The organism is Brevibacterium sp., assembly GCF_052105255.1.
GTDB lineage: Bacteria > Actinomycetota > Actinomycetes > Actinomycetales > Brevibacteriaceae > Brevibacterium > Brevibacterium linens_B.
Window position 1 is genome coordinate 1 of the sequence record NZ_JBQDYQ010000014.1, and the last position, 20,380, is coordinate 20,380.

The following is a 20,380-nucleotide window of genomic DNA, read 5'->3' on the forward strand; positions in this document are numbered from 1 at the left end:
CACGTCTCCACCGTGCCAGTCCTGGAATGGTCAATAAAGGAGACACGCCCTAGCGACAATGCATACCCTGATACCCACCCCATACGGGATCGGAACTTCCATGAACGAGAAACCCCGAGCGCCGTAGAACCACTTGTGGTCAATGTCGCGAAGAGAGAACGCGACAATCGGCAAAGCTGTCGCCAGAGTCAGGGCCAGTTTCTTTAGGACATTCAGATCTGCCGCCCAGTTGAGCAGGCGTACCCCGTAGAGGTTGCCGATGACGAAGAACGGGAAGAAGGTCATGGCCCGCCCAATCGACAGCTCATAGTCAAGAGCCGGCAACATTCCACCGAAAATCCCAATAGCGAGGGAAATACAGAGCATCGGTATCGGAAATCGCTCTACCAGCGGCAGTGCAAGCATCCACCAGACCATAGCGAGAAGGAACCAAGTGATCCAATACGGTTCAGCTGGTTCGAGATCGGGGTGGGCACCGAAAAGCACAGACCAGTAGAAATAGACGGGCTGAGCAGTAAGAGCGAGCACGACAAATGTGAGGACCCGTTCGCTGAGCCTGCTCGACTTCGCTGTCATACCAGCGAGCAGGACAAATGCCGGCATGTGGAACGAGTAGATCACCGTCAGGGCTCCGCGGCTGTAGCCCATGTCCCAGCCGGATATTGCCTCGAGAAAGTGTCCTAGGACCACGAGGAAAATGAGTAGTCCTTTGGCTGTGTCGAGCCTGTCGTCACGTTTCTGCATCGGAGGTGATACTACCGATTGAATCTAACCCGTGCCTCGGCCCGCGGCGAACAAACTGTGACAGACCCCTGGCAGTCAGAGAACGTCGTCCAACGTCTACCCTCGAGATTGCCCGTACCATTGTCTCTGAGCTTCTCCTTCCCCCGGGAAGACAAGTGAACTCTACGGTGAAAGGCACACAGTGAAGAATCTGATCCGCAATACTGCCCTGTGGGCTTTGCGATCATCTGCATGGAAGAACACAAGTAAGTGGATCAGGGGCACCGAACGGTGGAACCGGCTCGAGGACGAATACGACGGCAGCTACGTTAAGGCGGAGGTGGTGGTCTACTTCGGTGATCGCAGTTCCAAGTTCTATCAGCTTGAGCAGTGGATTCCGGTACTTGAGGAACTGCACAAGAAACACAGGGTCGTCCTGGTCATGCGCAAGGGATCGGCTCTTCTTCGTGCGCTTGAGACCACGCGTCTGCCAGTGGTGTTCAAACGTCGGTTCGACCCTTTGCACACCTTCTATCATGCCAACAACTTCAAATTGGCTCTCTACGTCAACAACGGGATGACGAACTTCCAATCGCTGGCATTCGCACCGATGATGCACGTGCACGTCAATCACGGCGAGTCAGACAAACTAAGCATGGTCTCAAACCAGGCCAAGTCCTATGACAAAGTGTTCGTCGCCGGTGATGCCGCAATTGAACGGCACCGCAGAGCGCTCATCGATTTCGACGAGACCTCTCTCGTCAAGATCGGACGGCCTCAGCTCGACATCGAGCGACCTCTGGAACTCGAACCCTCTGCTGCACGGACCTTCATGTATGCGCCCACCTGGGAGGGTGAGAACGAGTCCAACAACTACACGTCGGTCGACCTGTTCGGACCGCAGATCATCGAAGCTGTGCTGCAGATTCCCAATACCCGAGTGATCTACAAACCGCACCCGCGTGTCGAGACATCCAACGACCCGGCGATGACTGAGGCGAACACTCAGATCTTCGCTCTCCTCGAGGCGGCCAATGAATCGATCTCGGACGAATCCATGCAGCATCAGGTGCTGATGCAGGGCGATATCCTCGCCATGTTCGATACTGTCGACCTGCTCATCACCGATATATCCAGTGTCGGACTCGACTTCCTCTACCTGCATCCGGAGAAGCCGCTCGTGCTGACTGATCGCCGGAACGACTCGGCTGCTCTCAACGCAGACGCACCGATCAGCCGTGCCACTCCGATCATCGACCGTTCGACGGTCGGCAGCCTGGAGCAGATGTTCCACGAGATGCTGTCTGAGGACTCAGCGGCCGAAGCTCGGCTCGACCTTCGTCGACACTACTTCGGCGAGGGGGGAAAGGGGACGTCGACTGTCCTCTTCACCGACGCGGTCTCGAACCTGATCTCCGCTCGTGCTGCCGATCTGGAGCACTTCCATTCCGACGACAGCATCAATGCCGAGTCCGAGGACGAATCCGACCGTGAGTGATCATCCGGTCCGGGACATCACACGTTGCTGATGTTCTGGACTCAGTCACCGGCCCTACGGAGTTGTCAGGGGACGGACCGAGAGGTTCCCATGCTTCGTGGAGTACCATTCCCGCGTCCCAGTCCGCATTGCACTGCGCATCCTCGGCAGGCGGATCCTCCGCTTCGTCGTCCACAGATCGCGGGGCAGTCGCAGATAGACATCGAAGGTCTCTTTGGGAGACTCGGAGAAGCGTTCAAAATCCACGTCGAAAGTCGCCACATGTCGGCGGCCAAACCGGCGGGACGACGTCGATGAGTTTCCGCAGACGAAGAATGTATTGACCTCGCGCGCGGAGACGACCAGCTCCAGTCTTTCGATGACCTCTGTGTGGAGATGAGCGAATTCGAGTTCGATGCGGCACCCATCCGGCAAATCCTCGCACTTGGCGCGTTTCACCTCGACAGGGGCACCCGATGTCTCGATGCGGTCATCATGCACGTGTGCGGCAGGCAGTTCCTCGATGGCTGACTTCCAGCGCCGGTATCCGGCCTCCGGCAGATAGTGCTCAACCCTGTCCATGGCAGACCTGCGCATCGACCCAACGGTTTCTGCGCTCAGGGAGAGAAACTTCTCGATCTGATCGGCCAGTGCGTCGACGTCGTTCCGCGAAGTGATGAATCCGTTCTGTCCCTGTTCTATCAGGTCGCGCGGGCCATATGTGATGTCGTAGACGATCGGAATGCAGCCGGCACCCATCGATTCCATCATCGACAACGGCAGTCCTTCGCTGGTGCTCGTCAGCATGGAGAATGAGGCTGATTTCAACCTGTCTGAGACATCATTGACATAGCCGGGCAGCTCCACTCGATCACGAACGTCAAGAGCGTCGATGAGCTTCTCCAGTTTGGGCCGTTCGGGCCCCTCCCCCAGGATCGTCAGAGCGACGTCAATGCCGCGGTCCCGCAGTTTCGCCACTGCGCGAATCGGATGGTCCACGCGTTTGAGCTCAATGAGGTTGGCGATCATCACTGCCTTACCCATCGACCGTTCTTCCGCAGCCTCAGTCAGCACCGATCCTGCCGGCAGCTCGCCGGTCAGAAGCCTGATGTTGTCGTCAGTGAATCCGCGAGCTCGAACGGCTTCCGCCTGCTGACCTGTCTGCACACCGACCACGTCGAAGCGGTCCAAATTGCGTACGGTGTCTAGTCTGCGGGGCAGCACCTGGCCGCGGTTGCCATTCCACGGATAGCGTAGGTGAGTCCCGTGGAGGAACAAGATGAGTGCGAACCTCCGATCCGAGATCTCGTGGATGAACTCGCTGACCTTTTTGTCATCGACGATGACGACAGCGGGTTCCTGATTCACAGCTGCCTTGATCCAGGCGTTGTAGAAATCTCGCGGACGTCGCCATTCCGCCATCGGCGTTCCGTTCGGAGAATGGAGGATGAATCGTCTGCCCAGTTTCAGATCCCGGACGTCTGCGACCAGCAGGCTACCGTCTTCCCGGAAATAGTTGCGGCGGATGATCTTGCCGCTGCGCGCATTGCGGACGACATCATAGAAGGCAGTGATGTTCTCGATTTCACCGTCGATGTCCGGAATCGGGTTCCGCGGCCGTTCGCCTTCGAGCTGCGCGAGTTCGTGCTCAGATCTTTTCCGCAGGTCCTGCCAGATGTTCACCAGCTCGACGTCGTCACTCATTCGTCCCGACGCGACCAAACGATCTCGAATCTCGTCTGTGTCCATTCGAGGGCTGAACGTCAGGATGGTCTGCGACAGCGGCCTGCCGAATTTCTGAAAGCTCCGAATCCGGCGGAGTGCCGCAGTCGTCATTCCGCCCATCGATTCGGGGATCCACCACAGGACGTTGTAGACGTGCACTTCGTCGGTCCCGAGTTTCTGGTCGGGCTCGTGCCGGACTTGAGTCTTGTCGTTGGCGTCATGCGTACGTCGAGCCATGAAACTCACTGGTGACATCCTTCTCAGCTCTTCTCGTGCGGCGGTCTCAGCGGCGCTGATCAACGTGTCAGTGTCATGCGACCGAAGTAGCGTGTCTGGCGCCGCCAATTGACGATTTTGGGGCTGTCCGACGTCTCCCACTGGGCTCGGACGTTCCATTCGTCGTCGATCTCGGAGTACCGTCCGCCGACGATCGTCTGCATTGCGTCAACGTAACTGAGTTTGAGCTCCTGCATCAGACCGACGATCTTGTTGACGAGGCCTTCGCTGCGCATTCCGCTGAGGTTGAGGACAGCAGTCTGCGGGTCGAAGGGAACGAAGTCCTCGGTGAGGCCGGCATGACTTGCGAAGACGAAGTTGAGTGCGCCGACATGATCGTCGCCGAATGAGCTCGCGATCCTCCTCATCAGCGTGAGACCGCTGGAGCGGCTCTTCCTCACATCATGTTTCGCGGCGAGCAATGTACTCCCGAAGTCGACCCTCGAAAGCTCGACGATGTCGGCAGAGAACTCGCCGGCTGCGGGAACGACGACGAGGCGCTCATGGTCGGGGAACAGCACCGGAAGCAGCGCCTGCACCAGGTCATTCTCGTTCGCGATGTCAGCATAGGACACCGGTCCCAATCTCCCGACTGTGCCGAGCGACAGCTGTGCCTGGATCTCATCGGCGGCTTCCGCGCTCACTTCTCCGGACGGCAGCCAGATGCGATACCTGCCGGAGGCGTGGGCGTCGATGGTCCTGATGGCCGTTGCAACCAGCGACTCTTCGCCCTTCTCGACAGTCATGAAGACGTCTGTGACCTGTTCTTCCGGAGCCGGTCGGTCGGTCGTGTTCACGGCGGCGGAAATGGTTGTGCTCTCTGCGCTCGGCAGCGTGGCAGTGGCGAGATACTCATCGGCCGCAGCCATGTCCTCGGCAGTGATCTCGACCCACTTCGAGTAGATCTCGTCGTCGGATGCACCCGTCGCGATGAGCGGCAGGAGCACTGAGAGTTTGTCCAAGATCCCGTCCCGAATGGCGTCGAACTCGGCTTCATCGATGCCGATCAGCCCGCCGAACCGTGAATCCGATTTGTTCTTCGGTTCGAATTCGACCTCGGCGCCCACCGACCGCGCGGGCAGGTTCGCGTGCAGTCGCGAGGTGAGAACTCGCTTGTACTTGTAGGCGTAGTCGGCGACCCAGTTGCGGGCCAGCTCCAGGTTCTCCGGAAAGGTCTTGTCCCGGATTGCGGTGACGGTCTGTTTCTTCTTCGGCCCTTTTCCGCCCTTGGTCCAATCGATTTGCACCGTGCCGGACCGACGGTCAGCCGAGGGAGCAGGAAACAGGGTATCGACCGTCGTGGTGAGGCACCCGGAGAAGAATGCCGGGACACCGACGGCTCTGAGCACGGCGACGGACTGCCAGTCGCGGCAACCGACCGGTCCGTACTTCTTGAGATAGGCGATGGCTTCGGGGGTGAGCATCTCGGGGTAGCGCACGAACACGGACAATAGGATCGGGCGCAGATTCGGGTGGAACGGAATGTTGAACGACTTACCGAAGATGTCGTGCATGTACCAGCCGAAGGCGATGTACCAGGTGTCCTCCGGGATGTCCTGGTAGACGTTGCCGTCGCGATAGACCTCGACCAGATTGAGTTCGCCCTCCGGCCCCGCGTACTTTCGTTGCTCTTTGACTGACTTGCGGAACTTCTTGAAGAGCTCGGTCAGCCCCGGGTCACCCGAGAAGCTGAGATTTTCGTACCGCAGAAGATGGCCGATTGACGCGATCGTCTGGATGTAGTCGCCGATGTTGCGTGATCGGATCCCCGGCTGGTCGTAGCTGAGGACGCCGAAGTTGCGCTTTCCGGCTGTCGTCGGCAGAGCCTCGAGGTGCTTTCCTCCCGGGAGCCAGTCGCGCATGCGATTGAGCTCGTAACGCACCGCCGAATCCGTCTCGTCTTCCATCTGGTTCAGGCGTGATTCGACGAGCGAACGGACGTGGTCAAAAGCTCCGATGCAGAAGGCCGATTCAGCGGTGCGCAGCACGGCTTTCGCACTCCAGCGGTCGGTTTCGCCTGTCTCGTTCACCCGGTCCAGGAGCGGCAGACCGTCGTCACCCAGCGTGTCGATCGCAGTCGGGTAGTACTCCTCGGCGGCAGAGACGATGATGTCCCGGTCGTCGATCTTCTCGAACTGTGCCCACGCCACCGCGAAGTCCGATGTCCGCTGGTAAGCCAAGCCTAAGAGGACTCTGCCAGCATCCTCGGTGGAGGGATTGCTGCGGAGGTTGAGCCCGATCGACACGGTGTCAGCCGTGTGCCCGGCGGCGACGAGCGACCGACCGGCTTCCACAACTGCGGGACCGAACGACGATCCCTGAGTCAGTGCTTCGGACAATGCCGCGTGCGCCTTGACGCGTGCCAGCTGCCGTGCCTTGGTGTCGACCTCTCGGGTCGACGGCGCAACGGTCCATCCGTCGATGCCCTCTGCTGTCGCTCCGCGCAATCCTGTTGCCAGTTTCCGGTAGGCCCGGGCGGTCTCAGTCGCGATCTTCTTGGCCTTCCCGGACGACTTTCCGGTTCCTCTTTCGCCTTCCGCACGTTCTCGCACGTATCTCGTCCCGGAAGCCCGTTCGACCACCGGCAGAGCACGACGGGCGATCCCGTGGACAACTGGTTTCACCAGTTCTCTTCCCTTGCTGAGGTACCGGTCCGCGGCATTTCGTCCAGTTGTCACTCGTTTCGTCCTTTGCAGAGATTTCGGTGAACGGTCGTGGGCTTATGTAAGTTGTTCGGGATCAATCAGGCTCACGATATCGGACTTGACTGTCAGTTCGATGAACCGGTGGGCGGGCTCCCCTCGGCGCTCAATCAAAGGTGTCCAAGCCGGACCTGCGGAGGCTTGCGTCGAGCTGCGGGGCAAGGGTCTGCGCATAGGTCGCGGTGATATGGGCTGTATCGAAATAGGTGATGACGCCACCGATGACCGGCTCGCAGCGCCCGTCCGGGCAGAACCAGTCCTGGGGGTAGATGATCGAAAGCTGCTTCGAATCGATCGATTTCGCCGAGGCGGCCAGGGGATCCATCCAGTGCCATGATTCCGGAGTTCCGGAGCACTCTTCGAGGTCGTCTTTATGCTTGGCAACGCAATCTGGCACGGTGACACCTGCCCCGCCTGGGTATGGGGTATCCCGAATGACCACAACATCCAAATCAGCATCGACCCAGCGCTGCAGGATCTCACGATGTCCTTCAGGCGCCTTCTTCTCGGTTTCTTCCCAGTCCATACCTTTCAGCGGCGTGGACTGCCGCTCGGAGGTGATGACTGCGTCGAAGCCTCCTTCGGTCGTTCTCTTCGAGACCCAATCGGCGTAGTCCTGACACCCTTTGGTTTCGTCCTGCGTCGAAAGGTCCTGAGGCAGGGTAGAAATGCTGCAGTTCGAGGCGAGGAAAGTGGTGATTGTCAGATCTTTTTCATCGGCCAAGCGCTCGAGCGTCGGCAGCCAATGTCCGGCGTGTGAATTTCCGACGAGCGCGACATGTTTCGACCCGTCGCCATAGGTGCATTCCGGTTTGCTTGCATACGGTGCGCTGGCCCAACAGCCATCCGCGTACGCCTTGGACTTGTCCTTCTTCGCCGCAGCGGGCTCCATCTGCAGCGAATTCTTGTCTTTGCAGTTCGGGTTGTCCTTCGCGTTGGGAAGAAGAATCCCGGCACCGAGACAGGAGTCGGGGTCATCCAATTGAGCCTGCAGTTTGTCTTCGTTCTGCTCGACGATGGAGTTGGCGACGACCATCTGGCTGAGCCCCAGAGCCGAGACGAGAGCCATGGCGAGTGCTGCGAACGCGAAGGTCTTCTTCGAGCTGCTGAAGAACGACGACTTGCGGAACCGGTTCTCGACCCACGTCGTCGACGCCCACGCGGCAATGATCGAGACGAGAATGATCGCGATATTGTCCAGTACGCCCAGGCTCTCCGAGCGTCCCAGTTTGGCCGAAAGATAGGGCACGAGAACGATGAGCGGCCAATGCCAGAGATAGACGGAGTACGAGATATCGCCGAGGAAACGAACGGGCCGCAATGACAACAGCGTAAGCACGGAGGTCCGACCCCGCGAGTCAGCGAGGATGACGAGTGCCGTCGAGAGCACCGGGACCAGCGCAATGTAGCCGGGGAACGGCATGTCTGCGCGGATGAGGAAGGTGGCGGCCACAATTCCGGCGAGTCCGACCCACCCGAGCAGAGAGCTGAACGGGAGGCGCTCAGGTCGAACGTAGATGACGAAGACGGCAACCAGCCCGCCCATGGCCAGCTCCCACATCCTGGTCGGAGTGATGAAGTAGGCCATCGCCGGTTCGTCGGCCGTGTAGACGATGGAGAAGGTGAGTGAGGCGAGGAAGATTCCGAGAACGGTGAAACCGACGATCTTCTTGGATCGGCCGAGCTTCGCCCCGACGAGGAACGCCAGACCGATGATCATCGGCCAGACGAAGTAGAACTGTTCCTCGACGGACAGTGACCAGAAATGCTGCACCGGCGACGGAGCATTGTCCGCAGCCAGGTAATCGACGCTGGATACGGCGAAGTCCCAGTTGACGACGTAGAGCCCTGCGGAGAGGATTTGGCGTCCGGTATCGGCCCAGACAGATTGTGGGGCAACGAGGAAGGTTGCGATTCCGACGAGGAAGAGGACGAGCAGTGACGCCGGCAGCAGTCGCCGGACTCGTCGCGCCCAGAACTTTGCCACATCGCCCCAGCTGCGCGGGGGGGACTTGATGAGGTGGCTGGTGATGAGGAAGCCGGAGATGACGAAGAAGATGTCGACTCCGACGAATCCGCCGTCGAATGTGGTCGGCCACAGGTGGTACAGCAGCACGATCCCTACGGCCAGTGCACGCAGCCCCTGGATATCGGAGCGGAAGCCGGAGGGCTGAGGTGCGCTGTTCGCGTGGGGAGAGCTTTCAGCAACGTACGCTGATGACGACATGAAGCGGCTCCACTCGGTTTCTCAGTCGGTGAGGTCGGACCCGACCGCGGTCCCCTCTTTGTTCGCGGTGCGATCTCTCGCGCGCCGGGCAGATAATCCTGGCGTTCACACGATCGGGGGGCGTCCGTGCCGGGACATTCGAAGTACACCTCTTCTTGACAGCTTCTGCCGGTCTTCGTCTTGACCCCAGGGGTCGAGACGCCAGCCGGCGCGCCATCCTTCCATCCAGGCCTTGAGCTGATGTGGCTTGTTGGCCCACTTGATGAACTGCATCAATGTCCATGAACCGACGTACGCCCAGCTGAACGGCCAGGGCAGGTTCCGTCGGGCCAACCAGACGCGGTTTCTGGCGTTCATGTAGAAGTATTCGTCGTGGCGTCTCGGGTCGATCACCGGGTGGGCGACGGCGAGATCGCCCATGTACCAGACGATGTAGCCGGCGTCCCAGACCCGCCACGCGAGCTCGATTCCCTCGTGCGCGTACCAGAATGGTGCCGGCCATCCGCCGCACTCGTCGAACGCTCGACGTTGCATGCAGACTGCGCCTTCCCACACCGAGAACACGTTCGATGAGTGGTCGGCGCTCCCTTTCTTGAGTCTGGGAATCCACCGTTTCGGCGCATCGGGCCCACCGGGTTCCTCGACCCTTGGCTGGATCAGTCCGATCTGCGGCTTCGTACGCATCAGTTGCGCCATGCGCATCAGCGACGTGTCGTCCGGCAGCCATGCGTCATCGTCAAGGAAGAACAGGAACTCACCGTCGACGTGAGGGACTCCGGCGTTGCGCCCGGCAGGGATGCCCAGGTTCTCCGGCAGCCCCAACTTCTTGACGTGGTCCGGTATGCCTCCTGGCTCCCATCCATTTCCAACACAGACGATGTCGAGATCGACGCCTTTCTGCGCCAGCAGTGATTCGAAACCGCGGTTGAGGTCGTCGAGTCGTTTTCCCTGGCTGAGCACGACGACGCCGAACGTGTAGCGACGATTGTCTTCGAACCGCTGGGAGAGGATCTTCGAGTTATCGCTCATGACAGCCTCCTTGATGCCATGATCGACAGGAAGTGTCCGATGACCGACAGCAGGCACAGCGGCACCATGATGAGAACGAGCAACCGTTCCCCTAATAGCGGTTCGGCCCCACCTGCCACAGCAATCGCAGTCACAATGCTCGAGAGCAGAGCCATCAGAGACATCTCCACCGAGTGGAAGATGCGGTGGAAGGGCACGAAGCGGGCGATACGCTTGAGAGTGGCGACGAGGCCCGGGTTGACGGCGGTGGCTTCCTTCGAATCCGCGAGTTTGTCGAGTCCGTTGAACGCGCGGGAGACATGGACCATGTCGTTGAGTGCCTTGTTCAACAGGACCAAAGCTGCTAAGACGGTCCCGGCGAGGAGAAGCGGGTACGAACCGGCCGGGTCGTCTATGAGGTTGCTCCACTCCCCCACCGCTCGTATTCCGAGGGCAACCGCGACAAGACCTTCGGTCGTATAGTGGCCGACCTTGTCGAGAAAGACGCCTTTGGCACCGCTCGTTCCGCGCCAGCGGGCGACCTCACCGTCACAGCAGTCGATGTACATCTGCAATTGGGCGAAGAACACGGCAAGGACTGCACCCCAGATGCCGGGGATCAGCAGGCTTACGGCGATGCACCAACCTGACAGGATCATCAGCCCGGTGACGCCGTTGGCGCTGATCCGGGTCCGAACGAGCAACATGGTGAAGTAGATCGAGATGTGCCGGAGATAGAGCTGCGCGGTCCAGTGCTCCGCGTTTTTGCGGCTGCGGACTTCTATCGGCTGGGCCTTGGCCCGAAGCTCCGCCAGCGACGGATGTTTCGCCGGAGACTTTTCGGGCACGTCCGTTCCTCTCTGGTCCATGGTTGGTCTCCAGCCACGATAGCGCGAAGTCCGCGCCCCTTCGGTCAGGACTTACCCAGCTCGCTTTTGATTCGAGTGGTCGAGATCTCTGGAGTGCGGGGAAGGTAGACGACCTCGCACTTGTCTTTGAGGAAGTCGAACTCGCCTTCCCAGTCGTCGCCCATGACGAACGTGTCGATGTGGTACTTGTCGACGTCGGTCGACTTCTGTTCCCAGTTGTCTTCAGGAATGACGAGGTCGACGTAGCGAATCGCTTCAAGCATGTGCTTGCGCTCTTCGTAGCTGAAGTACGACTTCTTGCCCTTGCCGGCATTGAACTCGTCGCTCGACAGGGCCACCACCAAATAATCGCCCTGTTCCTTGCACCGCTGGAGCAGGCGAATATGCCCGTAGTGGAGCAGGTCGAAGGTTCCGTACGTAATGACTCGTCGCATTGCTGTTTCCGTCCAGTGATCGGAGCCCAGGTGGTGGGCCGCGGAATTGGTCCGGCGTTATTTTACCATTCTGTAACTTTAAGTTAAGAAATTATCAAATGCTTCACACGAGGTGCTTTAACCGATGCTCCTCGACCCGCTGGGCGATCACCTGCTCGCTTGACCGGATGAAACGGGCGATCTGCGCCCCTGGGCTCGTGTCACCGAGATAGAGCTGGGCGATCGCCTCAACAGACCCGGCTTGCGCGACTGCCTCGTCGATGACGTCGACGACATCGGCTTCACCGGTGGATCCGACTGTCGGACACAGATCCAGCAGGCCGCCTTCGAGCACCTCTGCCTCGGGTTCGTGAGGCTGGACCATCACGAGGGGTTTCCCGGAGGAGAGCCAGTCGAAAGCGACGGAGGTCATCTCGACCACTGCGAGATCGGCCTCGTCCAACTGCCAAGACACGTCTGGACTCTCGTCGAGGAACCCACGCGGATCGGACTCGACGATCTCCGCCACGTCTTCCACAGCCTTCTCAAATTCGTGGCACTCCACCCCGGTGCGCGGGTGCGGGCGGAAGATCACTCGGTATCCGGCTTCCAGCAGCGAAGTGACGAGCTGCGTTCCGTTGTAGGCGATGGTGCCGTACGCCATCGACGGAGAGTCACCCTCCCACGTGGGCGCATAGAATACGGCTTGCCCATCCGGGGACGCCTCTTTGAATCTCTTCCACTCGTGCGGAACCGAACGGGGGCGGTCGAGCTGCGGTCGTCCGACGTCGAACATGCGATCGTCGCTCATTCCGTAAAGAGCCTGCTGGACGCGTTTCCTTGCAGCCCGGCCGGCTGTGAAGACATAGTCGTACCCCTTGAGCTGGTTGGAAATCATCGAAATCTTCTCGCTCTCGCCGTGGCTGAGGTGCACGTGAGCGGGCTCGGGGTAGCGCAGCGCTTGGAAATTGCTGGTTCCCTGGTTGACATAGAAGACGGCACGGAGACTCGGCGACTGCATGAACTTGTCGAGGCCGCTGGTCAGGCGTGAGAACCGCACCGGGAACGAGGTGATGCTCTTAAGGTACTCAGCAACCGGGGCATTGCGGACAATGATCCCGAAAGGCTGATCCCCATGACCGGCTTCCTTGAGCCGCGCTTCGAGCTGCTTGAAGGGCCAGAGCCACTGCTCGAGCTGGTAAACCGAGGTGAGGTCACCAGCGAAGTAGCCGGCTGCAACGAAAACGTCATCGTCCTGCGGAGAGAATTCGTCTGGCAGTCGCGATTCACGGAAGCGTTCCCGCAGCCTCTGAGCCACGAGTTTGGCGACCGACTGCGCGAAATTGGCACCGCGAACAGCGGTGTGCGGCAGATCTGCCGGTAGGAAGGTCATGGAGACTATTGTGCATGCCCATCTGTGTCCGACCTGAACTCGACCTCCGTTCCTGCTTGATCGTGGTCAGCTCTCACGCGGTGTGGTCGGCTTCGCCAAGAGCATCCTCACACCACGCACCACGCACCTCGCGCTCTTCTCGCATGAGGGCTACGCCCCGAAGTCGTCACCCGGAGCGAGGGGCTCAACCTCGTCGAGGTCGGGTTCGCTGCTGAAGGATGCCCGAGGCGGATCCGGCAGCATGTCGATGAGTTCATTGACGCCCGGCGCAATGATGTCGTGCTGGTGGCCGGAGAGTTCGAAGACTGTCCATATTCGCGAATTCGCAGCCCTCGAAAGTCGGATGGGGTTCACGCGCTGTGCGCTGCCAGTGGGCCCCGGGATTCATTCATCTCGACGGTGTTCGCGCCGCCGGGTTCAGGTGCGGCCATGACGCCGGAGACAGATCGCCCCTCACTCCGGCGAAGACCGTGCCTTCACCAGGGTGAGGGGCGAAGCACAGATCGGCCTTCGAACAGCGGTGCGAAGCCTGCCGGCAGCTGTGAGCGGAGATCATCGACCTCGCCCTCTGAGACCGCGGCGTCAAGCGTCGAGATCACGGCACGCGCGTAGGCACGGGCGGTATCAGGATCGATTGCCTGGCCCAGCTGGTCAGCCAGACGACGGAGGAACTCATCGACGTCGTCGGTCAGCGGCGCCTCCGACCCGTGCCGTTGGAGCGGCTCCTGCAGTTCGGCAGGAAGCTGGGCGGCCAGATCCGCCGCCTCTCCGCCTTTGAGCCGTTTCCCCAGGTTATCCAATACCGTCCGGGTCACGACGGCAGCGCTTTCAGGATCGCCGGGCCCGCCGGTTTCGGTGACGTTTTTGAGGAACTCATCACTGCGCATGTTCGAACACCTTCTTCCGATTCGCTGTCTTCTGTCACGTCGTCAGTGCACCGGCCGATCTCATCGGTGCACCCCTCCGGGAGCGTCGCCTTCGGGCTCCTGCGGCACTGCCTCGACGACATCGTCCTTGTTCTCGAACTGCCGATCCGGCAGAGCTTGCAAGGCCTGAAGTGTCTTCGCCGTGGCCGAGCGTTCGGTTGCATAGTCGATGAGCTCGGTCTTCGAAGCGGGGAATTCCATCCCCTGCAGGGCCTTCTCTGCACGGAGTTCGTCACGTGTGGTCATCGGTGTTTCTCCTTCATCTGTGATTCGTATCTGAGGTGAGGATGACTTCATCGCGTTTGTCGCCCATGATCTCGCCGAGGACTCTTTCCGCGTCCCCGGCCGAGCAGAGGTTGGCTGTATCGATGCAGTTCACTCCACGGTCCAGGGCCTCGCCGTATCGTCGGGTGAGCACGTGTGCGGACCGTGCCCTCAGGCTTTCAGAGTGACGAAGCCTTCGCCACCCCTCCCGTGATTCGAGTGAAAGGGCTACAATTCTCGGCTGCCCTCGCTGATCCGCTTCTCACTCTTGTCGATGAGGTGGACTCCGACGAGGTCGCCGGTGATATTGAGCATCGTCGCCCCCATTCCGAGCAGAACGTCGACACCGGCGACCAGAGCGACGGTCTCAAGCGGGAGACCGGCTTGCTGCAGCAGGATCGTCAAGCCGATGAGTCCGGCGCCGGGGACTCCTGCGGTGCCGATCGAGACGAACGTGGCCGTGAGGACGATCGCGCCGAGTTCGAGCACGGACATGTCATGGCCGACGATATTGGCAGCCAGCACCACGGACGCCCCCAGACGGATGACCGCTCCGTCCATGTTGATGGTCGCACCCAATGGGATGACGAAGCCAGCGACCTCTTGGCGGATGTTTGCTTTCCTCGTCGCCTCCAGCGACACAGGGATCGTCCCTGAGCTGCTCTGAGTCGTGAACGCCGTGGCCATCGGCGCACCGGCGACGCGGAAGAATCCGCCGACCGGAATCCGGTTGAGCAGCAGCAGCGGAATATAGACAAGGAGGATCTGCGCTGCCAGACCGGCATAGACGACGCCGGTCAGTTTGCCCAGTGCCGCCAGGGCATCGATTCCTTGGCTGCCGATATCGCTCGCCACCAGGGCTGCGATACCGAACGGTGCAAATTGGAGTATCCCTCCAAGGATGCGGAACGTCATCTCCTTGGCCGCGAGTACGAGGTCGTACACGAGCTTCCCGAAGCCGGAGATCGTCGAATCGGACGAGCGGCGCATACCTGCCATCGTGAGGCCGACGATCAAGGCCACGAAGATCAGAGCGAGGATGTTGCCGTCGACCAGAGCCTTGAAGACGTTCTCGGGGAATATGCCGACGAGCTGGTCGACGAATGAGGGGGCCTCGGGTGTCTCTGCGCCCTTCTCAGGGCGCTGGAGACCGGTCCCCGGTTTGACCAGAAGGGCCAGGGACAGACTGATGATGACGGCGGCGATCGTCGTGAGGATGTAGAAGGCGAAGGTCTTGAAGGCGACCCTGACGAGGTTTCCGGGGCGCGTGCTGTTGACCGCGTCGATCAGCGTCACCATGATGATCGGGATGACGATCAGCTGGAGGAGGTTGAGCAGGATGTCACCGATCGGTGACAGCACCTGCGCCTTCTCTCCGAAGACGAAGGCAACGATGAGTCCGAGGACGAACCCGGCCGTCATCTTCAGGAAGAGTGCTGTATCCCGGTAGCGGCGCCAAAGGCGGAGGAATATGCGTGGCATGGTCTACGGCTCCGTCCTCTCATGCTCCTCGTGGTGGGCAACCGGTCCGCGACGATGCCGACCGGTTGCCACTCTAACCCCATCTGCGCACGGGCGCAGTCAGAGATTTGGCGCAGGCACCGCACCCGGTCTGAGGATTCGACGATGAAGTATTTCGCCTGCCACTTGCTGCGTCCTGAGGCCGACCTAGGTGTGCGGTACCGTTGAGGAGCTGTCAGAGGAAAGGGAGCACAATGGCAAGAGTCCGCAGAGACAAGCCCGAACGACCGTCGCTGCGCAAGCGACCGGCGGTGGGGTCAGAAGCGAAGTCCACCGAGGCACCGACGCTGTTCAGCCGCCGCATCATCGACAGCGAACCGCAGGAGATGAACGTCGTCCGGTCCTTCGCCGACGCGCTGTCTGCACATGACCCGGACGGCTCCGGCTCGTCGGTTCCCGGCTCGATCACGCAGATCGTCATCACCAGGCCCGCTCCCGGGCTGTTCGCGGAGGTCGCCTCGACGTGGGACCTGCATCCGGTTCTCGTCGATGACCTCTTCCATGCGAACCAGCGGGCCAAGGTCGAACGTTACGGTGATGTGCTCTTCGTCGTCCTCAAATCAGCGGTCTACATCGACGCGAAAGAGGAAGTCGAGTTCAACGAGTTCCACTTGCTGATGAAGGATGATGTGCTCGTCATCATCTGTCAGGGAGACCGATTCATCGACGGCACACCGATTCCGGCGGACACCAGCGGAGTCCAGGAGTACTTCACGAACGAGAGGCGCAGCTGGGCGAAAGACCGCGAACTTCTCGCACTCGGACCAGAGGCGCTCATGTTCCGCCTGCTCGACACCGTGGTCGATGGATACTTCCCCGTCCTCGACGGACTGCAGGGTGACAAGGACGGGATCGAGCGGCAGGTCTTCAGCGGGGACACTGCCGCTGCCGAGCGCATCTATCTCCTCAGCCAGGAAGTGATCGATGTCCTCCACAACTCCACCCACCTCAACCGACTGACGCAGGCGCTCGGGAACGGGGAAGCCAAGTACGCGATTCCCGACGACCTTCGCGCCTACCTCGATGATGTCACCGACCACCTCACGCGAGTCCTCGCCGAGGCGGGCGAGCTGAGAGAAGCCCTGTCGCAGATCCTCAACGTCAATTCCACTCTCGTTGCCCAGCGGCAGAACGAGGACATGAAGAAGATCTCCGGCTGGGCAGCGATCCTCTTCGCCCCCACCGTCGTCGGAGCGATCTACGGCATGAACTTCGACGATATGCCCGAACTCCACTGGACTTTCGGCTATCCGATGGCGTTGGGGCTCATGTTTGGGTTGGGAGTCGTTCTCTACGTCGTCTTCCGAGTCAAGAAGTGGATGTGAGATCCGTTCGGACAAGGCGGCCACTGAAGTTCCCGTGCTTGGTCGAATAGAGATGCACCTGGTCTGAAGTTCTGATAACGGAGTCTTCGCCACAGGCGATCCGCACTCGTTCAAACCCTCTGTCAAAGACGTGGTCAAGGGAGAAGTCAACGTATTCTCCCGTCATATGCTCGATCCGAGAATACGGAATCTCGGCCGTGATCAGCTGTCCACTCCGGCGAGCTTCGACTCGCCCATAGAAGGTGCCAGCCCGCGACTTCCAGGAGACGAACGTCTGGGTGAGGGTGCTCTCCCTCAGGTCAGAGACTCTCAGAGTGATGGCAATTCCGTTTGCAGTCACTTCGGCAGATTGGGCCTCGGCGCGCGCGTCCTCGGCGCGGAAGATCGGAGCAAACGACTGTGAGTCCAGTGCCTCTCCCCACCGTCGAATAATGGGACGTTCGAAGAAGTCTGCTGCTCGGGATACGGCATTTCGGCGCATCGCCGAAACCTCGTCTTCAGACAGAGAAAGGAATGTCGAGATCGCGTCAGCCAGTCCGTCGACGTCGCCCGGGTCGACGAGAAAGCCATTGACACCGTTCTCGATGATGTCTGCCGGGCCAAAGTCCACCTCGTAACAGATAGGAATGCAGCCTGCCGACATACTCTCCAGCACCACCAGCCCTTGCCCCTCGTATCGACTGGTCAAGAGGCTGAACGAGCTGGCGAGAAAGTTTGATTTCGCACCTTCAAGACGAGCGATCATGGAGCCCTTGTGGCGGGCCCGCGGTCGGTACGGGTCTCCATGCAGGTCATCGGTCAGGTTCGACACCGTTGTGAGTTTTCCCGCCGACAGGTTCAGCCTCTCCATTGCGACTCGCTGCGAATCGGTGAGTGTGGTCGCCAAGTCGAAATTGTCCAGATGACGGAGGTAGCCGAATTTGTCTTCAGCCAGTGCTCCAGTGGGCTCATCATCCGCATCAGCAAGAAAATGATTGTGGTTGACCATACAAAGAATCACATTGTCGCGCCGAAATTCGTGGATGAAAGTGCCGACGAAGGCCGAGTCGCAGATGAGGTACGAAGGCTTGTCCCCGATGACGACATAGAGCCAGGCCTGGTAGAACTCACGAGCAGAGCCCCATTGGGCAATCACCTTCTGGTCACGGTCAAACAGGGTGATCCGGCGTCCGCCTCGGCGGCCTCGCTCCTTCATGTCCTGGCGATCGATGACAAGCAGATGCCCACGATCGTGATACCTGTCGGCCTGGAGCAGGTGGCCCTCGGAATCTTCCCTCAGCTCAGTCCAATCCCGTCCGCTCCGATTCAAGACGTCATCGACTGCTGACGGATCGGGGTCGATCGTGCCGACCATTCGTCGAAGGTTTCGGTCGGACTACGAGGTGAGGTCCTGCCACAGATTGCGGATCTTCACCTTGCGATCGAGGGTTCCCGCCTCGTGGAGTTCGCGCTCACGGTCCCGACCCTTCATTTCCGGACTCAGCGTCAGAATCTCAACCCGGCGGTTGTCGAGCCGGGCGAAGGCCGAGCTGCGTTCCAGGGCGACTGTGGTCATCCCGCCGTAGTCATAGCCGATCGCCCACGTCAGAGTGAAGTATCTGCCTTCAGGCAGGACTCCGCGGTGGGGAAACCTGTGGGGAGGGGACCGCGCCGGGGATTTTTCAGGAATGCTGCTCACAGCAGAAACACTAACGATTGGTCGCCTGATTACCAGCGCACACTCGGTTGTAATTCAGTGATCTTCACGGACATGCCACCCACCGCACCCTTCTCCCACCGCAGCACAGGACTATACTGAAAATAACCCGAAGACATCTCAGAAGGAGGAGACATGGCTACACCACAGAATCCCACGAATCCCACAGGCGCGGTCCGTTCGCTGATGACCGAGCTCGGCAAAGGCGCCTTTTGGGCGGTGCTGATCCGCGGCATCCTCGCCGTCCTCTTCGGCATCCTCCTCCTCGTCGCACCCGCCGCAATGGCAGTAGCACTCGGAATCTGGGTCGGCGCTTGGCTCATCGTCGACGGCGTCTTCGAGATCACCCATGCACTGCAAGCACGCAAACAGGACCTGTCATGGGGTTGGGAACTGGCCGCAGGCATCGCCTACGTCATCGGCGGCATCATCATCATGATCGTACCGCTGACCTTCGCCGTCATGGGCGGCACCATCATCCTGCTGATGATGGCGTCGGGAATGCTCATCCGCGGCATCCTCAGCGTCGCGTCGAAATCCTTCAAAGGATGGTCGAAGGCCCTCGGAGTCCTCGACATCATCTTCGGCGTCATCATGTTCATCGTCGTCTTCTCCAACCCGGGAGCCGCATTGCTTGCGCTGGTGTGGATCATCGCGATCTACACGATCGTCTTCGGCATCTTCCTCATCGTCATGGCCTTCGTCGGCCGCTCGCACACGAAGCAGGCCTTCGGAAACTGAGGCACTCCCCCACCAATCCCTCGGCCCGGGCAGCTTCCATAAGAAGCTGACCCGGGCTGGTTGTTACCCACCCGTTCGCCCACTCTGCGAAGAACGTTCACGGCGGCTTCGCCACAAGATCACCTTCGCTTCGTAGCGTCGCGGACGTGAATACACAGAAAAAGACATCCACACGCACCCGTCCGTACACGAGTCTCGCCACTGCAGTTCTCGCTGCCTCGGCCACCTTCGGCGCAGGCCTTGCGCCCGCTGTAGCCACGGGCCTCGGCTCCGCGGGAGACGCACCAGGGCTCGGCTCCCCCAGCGATTTCACCGCCCCGGACAAGGTCGCTGACATCGAATTCCCGACCACGATCTCCCACCGAGGCGGTGCCGATGTCTATCCGGAAGAATCCATGGAAGGATTCACCGCCTCGGCGAAGGACGGATTCCTCCCCGAAATGGACATCCAGTTCCTCGAAGACGGCACCCCCGTCCTCATCCACGACGACACCGCCGACCGCACCCTCAACGGCGCGACCGGCCCTATCCGGGACCTCAGCCGGGAGGAATGGGACGCAGCCACGATCAATCACCCGGCCGGCGGAGAAGAAGCCGCCACCGTCACCCTCGACGAACTCCTCGACGAGATGGGCGGCGAGGTCGTCCTCGTGCCCGAGATCAAGCCCGGGGCCACCCCCGAGGAGGTCGACCGCGTCCTCGACGAATTCGACGAACGCGGATTGAAGGACTCCCTTGTCGTCCAGTCCTTCGACTTCGAAGCTGCGAAGACGATCGCCGATCGCGGCTACACCTCGCTCTATCTCATGGGGTCGACCATGCCGAAGGAATCACCGGCAGAGATCAAGGACGCCGGCATCGAATGGGTGGGACCGAGCAAGAAGCTGCCGACCAACAAGATGCGCGAACTCGACAAGGCCGGCTTCCACGTCGCCCCGTACACACTGGCGACCGCGAAGGACGGTCACCGTCTGCCCGGGTTCATCGACGGCTATTTCACCGACGACGCCTGGACGGACTGACTCACTCGCGTCGGTGAACAGTCAGCGGGATCCGGGTGATGGTCGGAAAATCCTCGCTTCGAGTACTGGCGA

General features: G+C 60.3%; 18 protein-coding genes. 4 read left to right on the top strand and 14 right to left on the bottom strand.

Going from position 1 to position 20,380, the window contains the following annotated elements; translation table 11 throughout:
- Positions 1-30 precede the first annotated feature (30 nt).
- Complete coding sequence (locus ACTIIH_RS06040; RefSeq protein ID WP_441451119.1) at positions 31-744, bottom strand: acyltransferase family protein; 714 nt, start codon at positions 742-744, stop codon at positions 31-33.
- Positions 745-925: 181 nt separating this feature from the next.
- On the opposite strand from ACTIIH_RS06040, the gene ACTIIH_RS06045 reads away from it, so the two are divergent.
- Positions 926-2,221: a CDP-glycerol glycerophosphotransferase family protein gene (locus ACTIIH_RS06045; RefSeq protein WP_441090897.1), complete on the top strand. Its 1,296-nt coding sequence runs from the start codon at positions 926-928 to the stop codon at positions 2,219-2,221.
- Between the two features lie 54 nt (positions 2,222-2,275).
- Here the strand turns inward: ACTIIH_RS06045 and ACTIIH_RS06050 are convergent, their stop codons facing one another.
- The 11 genes from ACTIIH_RS06050 to ACTIIH_RS06100 all read right to left on the bottom strand — a co-directional run bounded on the left by ACTIIH_RS06050 (position 2,276) and on the right by ACTIIH_RS06100 (position 15,485).
- The gene (locus ACTIIH_RS06050) at positions 2,276-4,162 is read right to left on the bottom strand and encodes a glycosyltransferase (protein ID WP_441451153.1); all 1,887 of its coding nucleotides are present in this window, start codon (positions 4,160-4,162) and stop codon (positions 2,276-2,278) included.
- A 59-nt stretch (positions 4,163-4,221) separates the two neighbouring features.
- The gene (locus tag ACTIIH_RS06055; protein WP_441451120.1) at positions 4,222-6,825 is read right to left on the bottom strand and encodes a hypothetical protein; all 2,604 of its coding nucleotides are present in this window, start codon (positions 6,823-6,825) and stop codon (positions 4,222-4,224) included.
- A 184-nt stretch (positions 6,826-7,009) separates the two neighbouring features.
- On the bottom strand, positions 7,010-9,130 hold the full coding sequence (locus tag ACTIIH_RS06060) for an acyltransferase family protein (RefSeq protein WP_441090895.1): 2,121 nt from the start codon (positions 9,128-9,130) through the stop codon (positions 7,010-7,012).
- 105 nt (positions 9,131-9,235) lie between these two features.
- Positions 9,236-10,159 (bottom strand): glycosyltransferase family 2 protein, encoded by a 924-nt coding sequence (locus ACTIIH_RS06065; RefSeq protein ID WP_441090894.1) that lies wholly within the window; start codon positions 10,157-10,159, stop codon positions 9,236-9,238.
- Positions 10,156-10,986, bottom strand: coding sequence for a CDP-alcohol phosphatidyltransferase family protein (locus tag ACTIIH_RS06070; RefSeq protein WP_241241460.1), 831 nt, complete (start codon positions 10,984-10,986; stop codon positions 10,156-10,158). Before ACTIIH_RS06070 ends, ACTIIH_RS06065 begins: the two co-directional genes overlap by 4 nt.
- A 65-nt stretch (positions 10,987-11,051) precedes the next feature.
- Positions 11,052-11,441 carry a glycerol-3-phosphate cytidylyltransferase gene (tagD, locus tag ACTIIH_RS06075; RefSeq protein ID WP_127364802.1) on the bottom strand — a complete coding sequence of 130 codons (390 nt, stop codon included), beginning with the start codon at positions 11,439-11,441 and terminating at the stop codon, positions 11,052-11,054.
- A 103-nt stretch (positions 11,442-11,544) separates the two neighbouring features.
- On the bottom strand, positions 11,545-12,813 hold the full coding sequence (locus tag ACTIIH_RS06080) for a CDP-glycerol glycerophosphotransferase family protein (RefSeq protein WP_441451121.1): 1,269 nt from the start codon (positions 12,811-12,813) through the stop codon (positions 11,545-11,547).
- Between the two features lie 476 nt (positions 12,814-13,289).
- Entirely contained in the window at positions 13,290-13,700 is a 411-nt protein-coding gene (locus ACTIIH_RS06085) for a DUF2267 domain-containing protein (RefSeq protein ID WP_441090892.1), read from the bottom strand.
- A gap of 60 nt (positions 13,701-13,760) precedes the next feature.
- The gene (locus ACTIIH_RS06090; RefSeq protein ID WP_127364806.1) at positions 13,761-13,985 is read right to left on the bottom strand and encodes a DUF2795 domain-containing protein; all 225 of its coding nucleotides are present in this window, start codon (positions 13,983-13,985) and stop codon (positions 13,761-13,763) included.
- 13 nt (positions 13,986-13,998) lie between these two features.
- The gene (locus ACTIIH_RS06095) at positions 13,999-14,157 is read right to left on the bottom strand and encodes an aldo/keto reductase (RefSeq protein WP_241241461.1); all 159 of its coding nucleotides are present in this window, start codon (positions 14,155-14,157) and stop codon (positions 13,999-14,001) included.
- Positions 14,158-14,231: 74 nt separating this feature from the next.
- Positions 14,232-15,485 (bottom strand): dicarboxylate/amino acid:cation symporter, encoded by a 1,254-nt coding sequence (locus ACTIIH_RS06100; protein ID WP_173151601.1) that lies wholly within the window; start codon positions 15,483-15,485, stop codon positions 14,232-14,234.
- A 233-nt stretch (positions 15,486-15,718) separates the two neighbouring features.
- Between ACTIIH_RS06100 and ACTIIH_RS06105 the strand changes: the two genes are divergently transcribed.
- On the top strand, positions 15,719-16,849 hold the full coding sequence (locus ACTIIH_RS06105; protein ID WP_441090891.1) for a magnesium and cobalt transport protein CorA: 1,131 nt from the start codon (positions 15,719-15,721) through the stop codon (positions 16,847-16,849).
- On the opposite strand, the gene ACTIIH_RS06110 is transcribed toward ACTIIH_RS06105, so the two are convergent.
- Both ACTIIH_RS06110 and ACTIIH_RS06115 read right to left on the bottom strand, forming a co-directional pair.
- Positions 16,833-18,203 carry a glycosyltransferase gene (locus tag ACTIIH_RS06110; protein ID WP_441090890.1) on the bottom strand — a complete coding sequence of 457 codons (1,371 nt, stop codon included), beginning with the start codon at positions 18,201-18,203 and terminating at the stop codon, positions 16,833-16,835. The genes ACTIIH_RS06105 and ACTIIH_RS06110 overlap by 17 nt on opposite strands.
- Positions 18,204-18,224: 21 nt before the next feature.
- Positions 18,225-18,527 (bottom strand): hypothetical protein, encoded by a 303-nt coding sequence (locus ACTIIH_RS06115; protein WP_127364812.1) that lies wholly within the window; start codon positions 18,525-18,527, stop codon positions 18,225-18,227.
- A gap of 153 nt (positions 18,528-18,680) precedes the next feature.
- Between ACTIIH_RS06115 and ACTIIH_RS06120 the strand changes: the two genes are divergently transcribed.
- Complete coding sequence (locus ACTIIH_RS06120; protein WP_441090889.1) at positions 18,681-19,286, top strand: HdeD family acid-resistance protein; 606 nt, start codon at positions 18,681-18,683, stop codon at positions 19,284-19,286.
- A gap of 146 nt (positions 19,287-19,432) precedes the next feature.
- Positions 19,433-20,308 (top strand): glycerophosphodiester phosphodiesterase, encoded by an 876-nt coding sequence (locus tag ACTIIH_RS06125; protein ID WP_441451122.1) that lies wholly within the window; start codon positions 19,433-19,435, stop codon positions 20,306-20,308.
- Positions 20,309-20,380: the final 72 nt, after the last annotated feature.

Coding starts and splice junctions, on each gene's coding strand:
- ACTIIH_RS06050 (WP_441451153.1), bottom strand. CDS start 4,162: ATGGCTCGACGTACGCATGACGCCAACGACAAGACTCAAGTCCGGCAC.
- ACTIIH_RS06060 (WP_441090895.1), bottom strand. CDS start 9,130: ATGTCGTCATCAGCGTACGTTGCTGAAAGCTCTCCCCACGCGAACAGC.
- ACTIIH_RS06090 (WP_127364806.1), bottom strand. CDS start 13,985: ATGACCACACGTGACGAACTCCGTGCAGAGAAGGCCCTGCAGGGGATG.
- tagD (WP_127364802.1), bottom strand. CDS start 11,441: ATGCGACGAGTCATTACGTACGGAACCTTCGACCTGCTCCACTACGGG.
- ACTIIH_RS06065 (WP_441090894.1), bottom strand. CDS start 10,159: ATGAGCGATAACTCGAAGATCCTCTCCCAGCGGTTCGAAGACAATCGT.
- ACTIIH_RS06040 (WP_441451119.1), bottom strand. CDS start 744: ATGCAGAAACGTGACGACAGGCTCGACACAGCCAAAGGACTACTCATT.
- ACTIIH_RS06120 (WP_441090889.1), top strand. CDS start 18,681: ATGGCTACACCACAGAATCCCACGAATCCCACAGGCGCGGTCCGTTCG.
- ACTIIH_RS06080 (WP_441451121.1), bottom strand. CDS start 12,813: ATGACCTTCCTACCGGCAGATCTGCCGCACACCGCTGTTCGCGGTGCC.
- ACTIIH_RS06110 (WP_441090890.1), bottom strand. CDS start 18,203: ATGGTCGGCACGATCGACCCCGATCCGTCAGCAGTCGATGACGTCTTG.
- ACTIIH_RS06105 (WP_441090891.1), top strand. CDS start 15,719: ATGGCAAGAGTCCGCAGAGACAAGCCCGAACGACCGTCGCTGCGCAAG.
- ACTIIH_RS06085 (WP_441090892.1), bottom strand. CDS start 13,700: ATGCGCAGTGATGAGTTCCTCAAAAACGTCACCGAAACCGGCGGGCCC.
- ACTIIH_RS06100 (WP_173151601.1), bottom strand. CDS start 15,485: ATGCCACGCATATTCCTCCGCCTTTGGCGCCGCTACCGGGATACAGCA.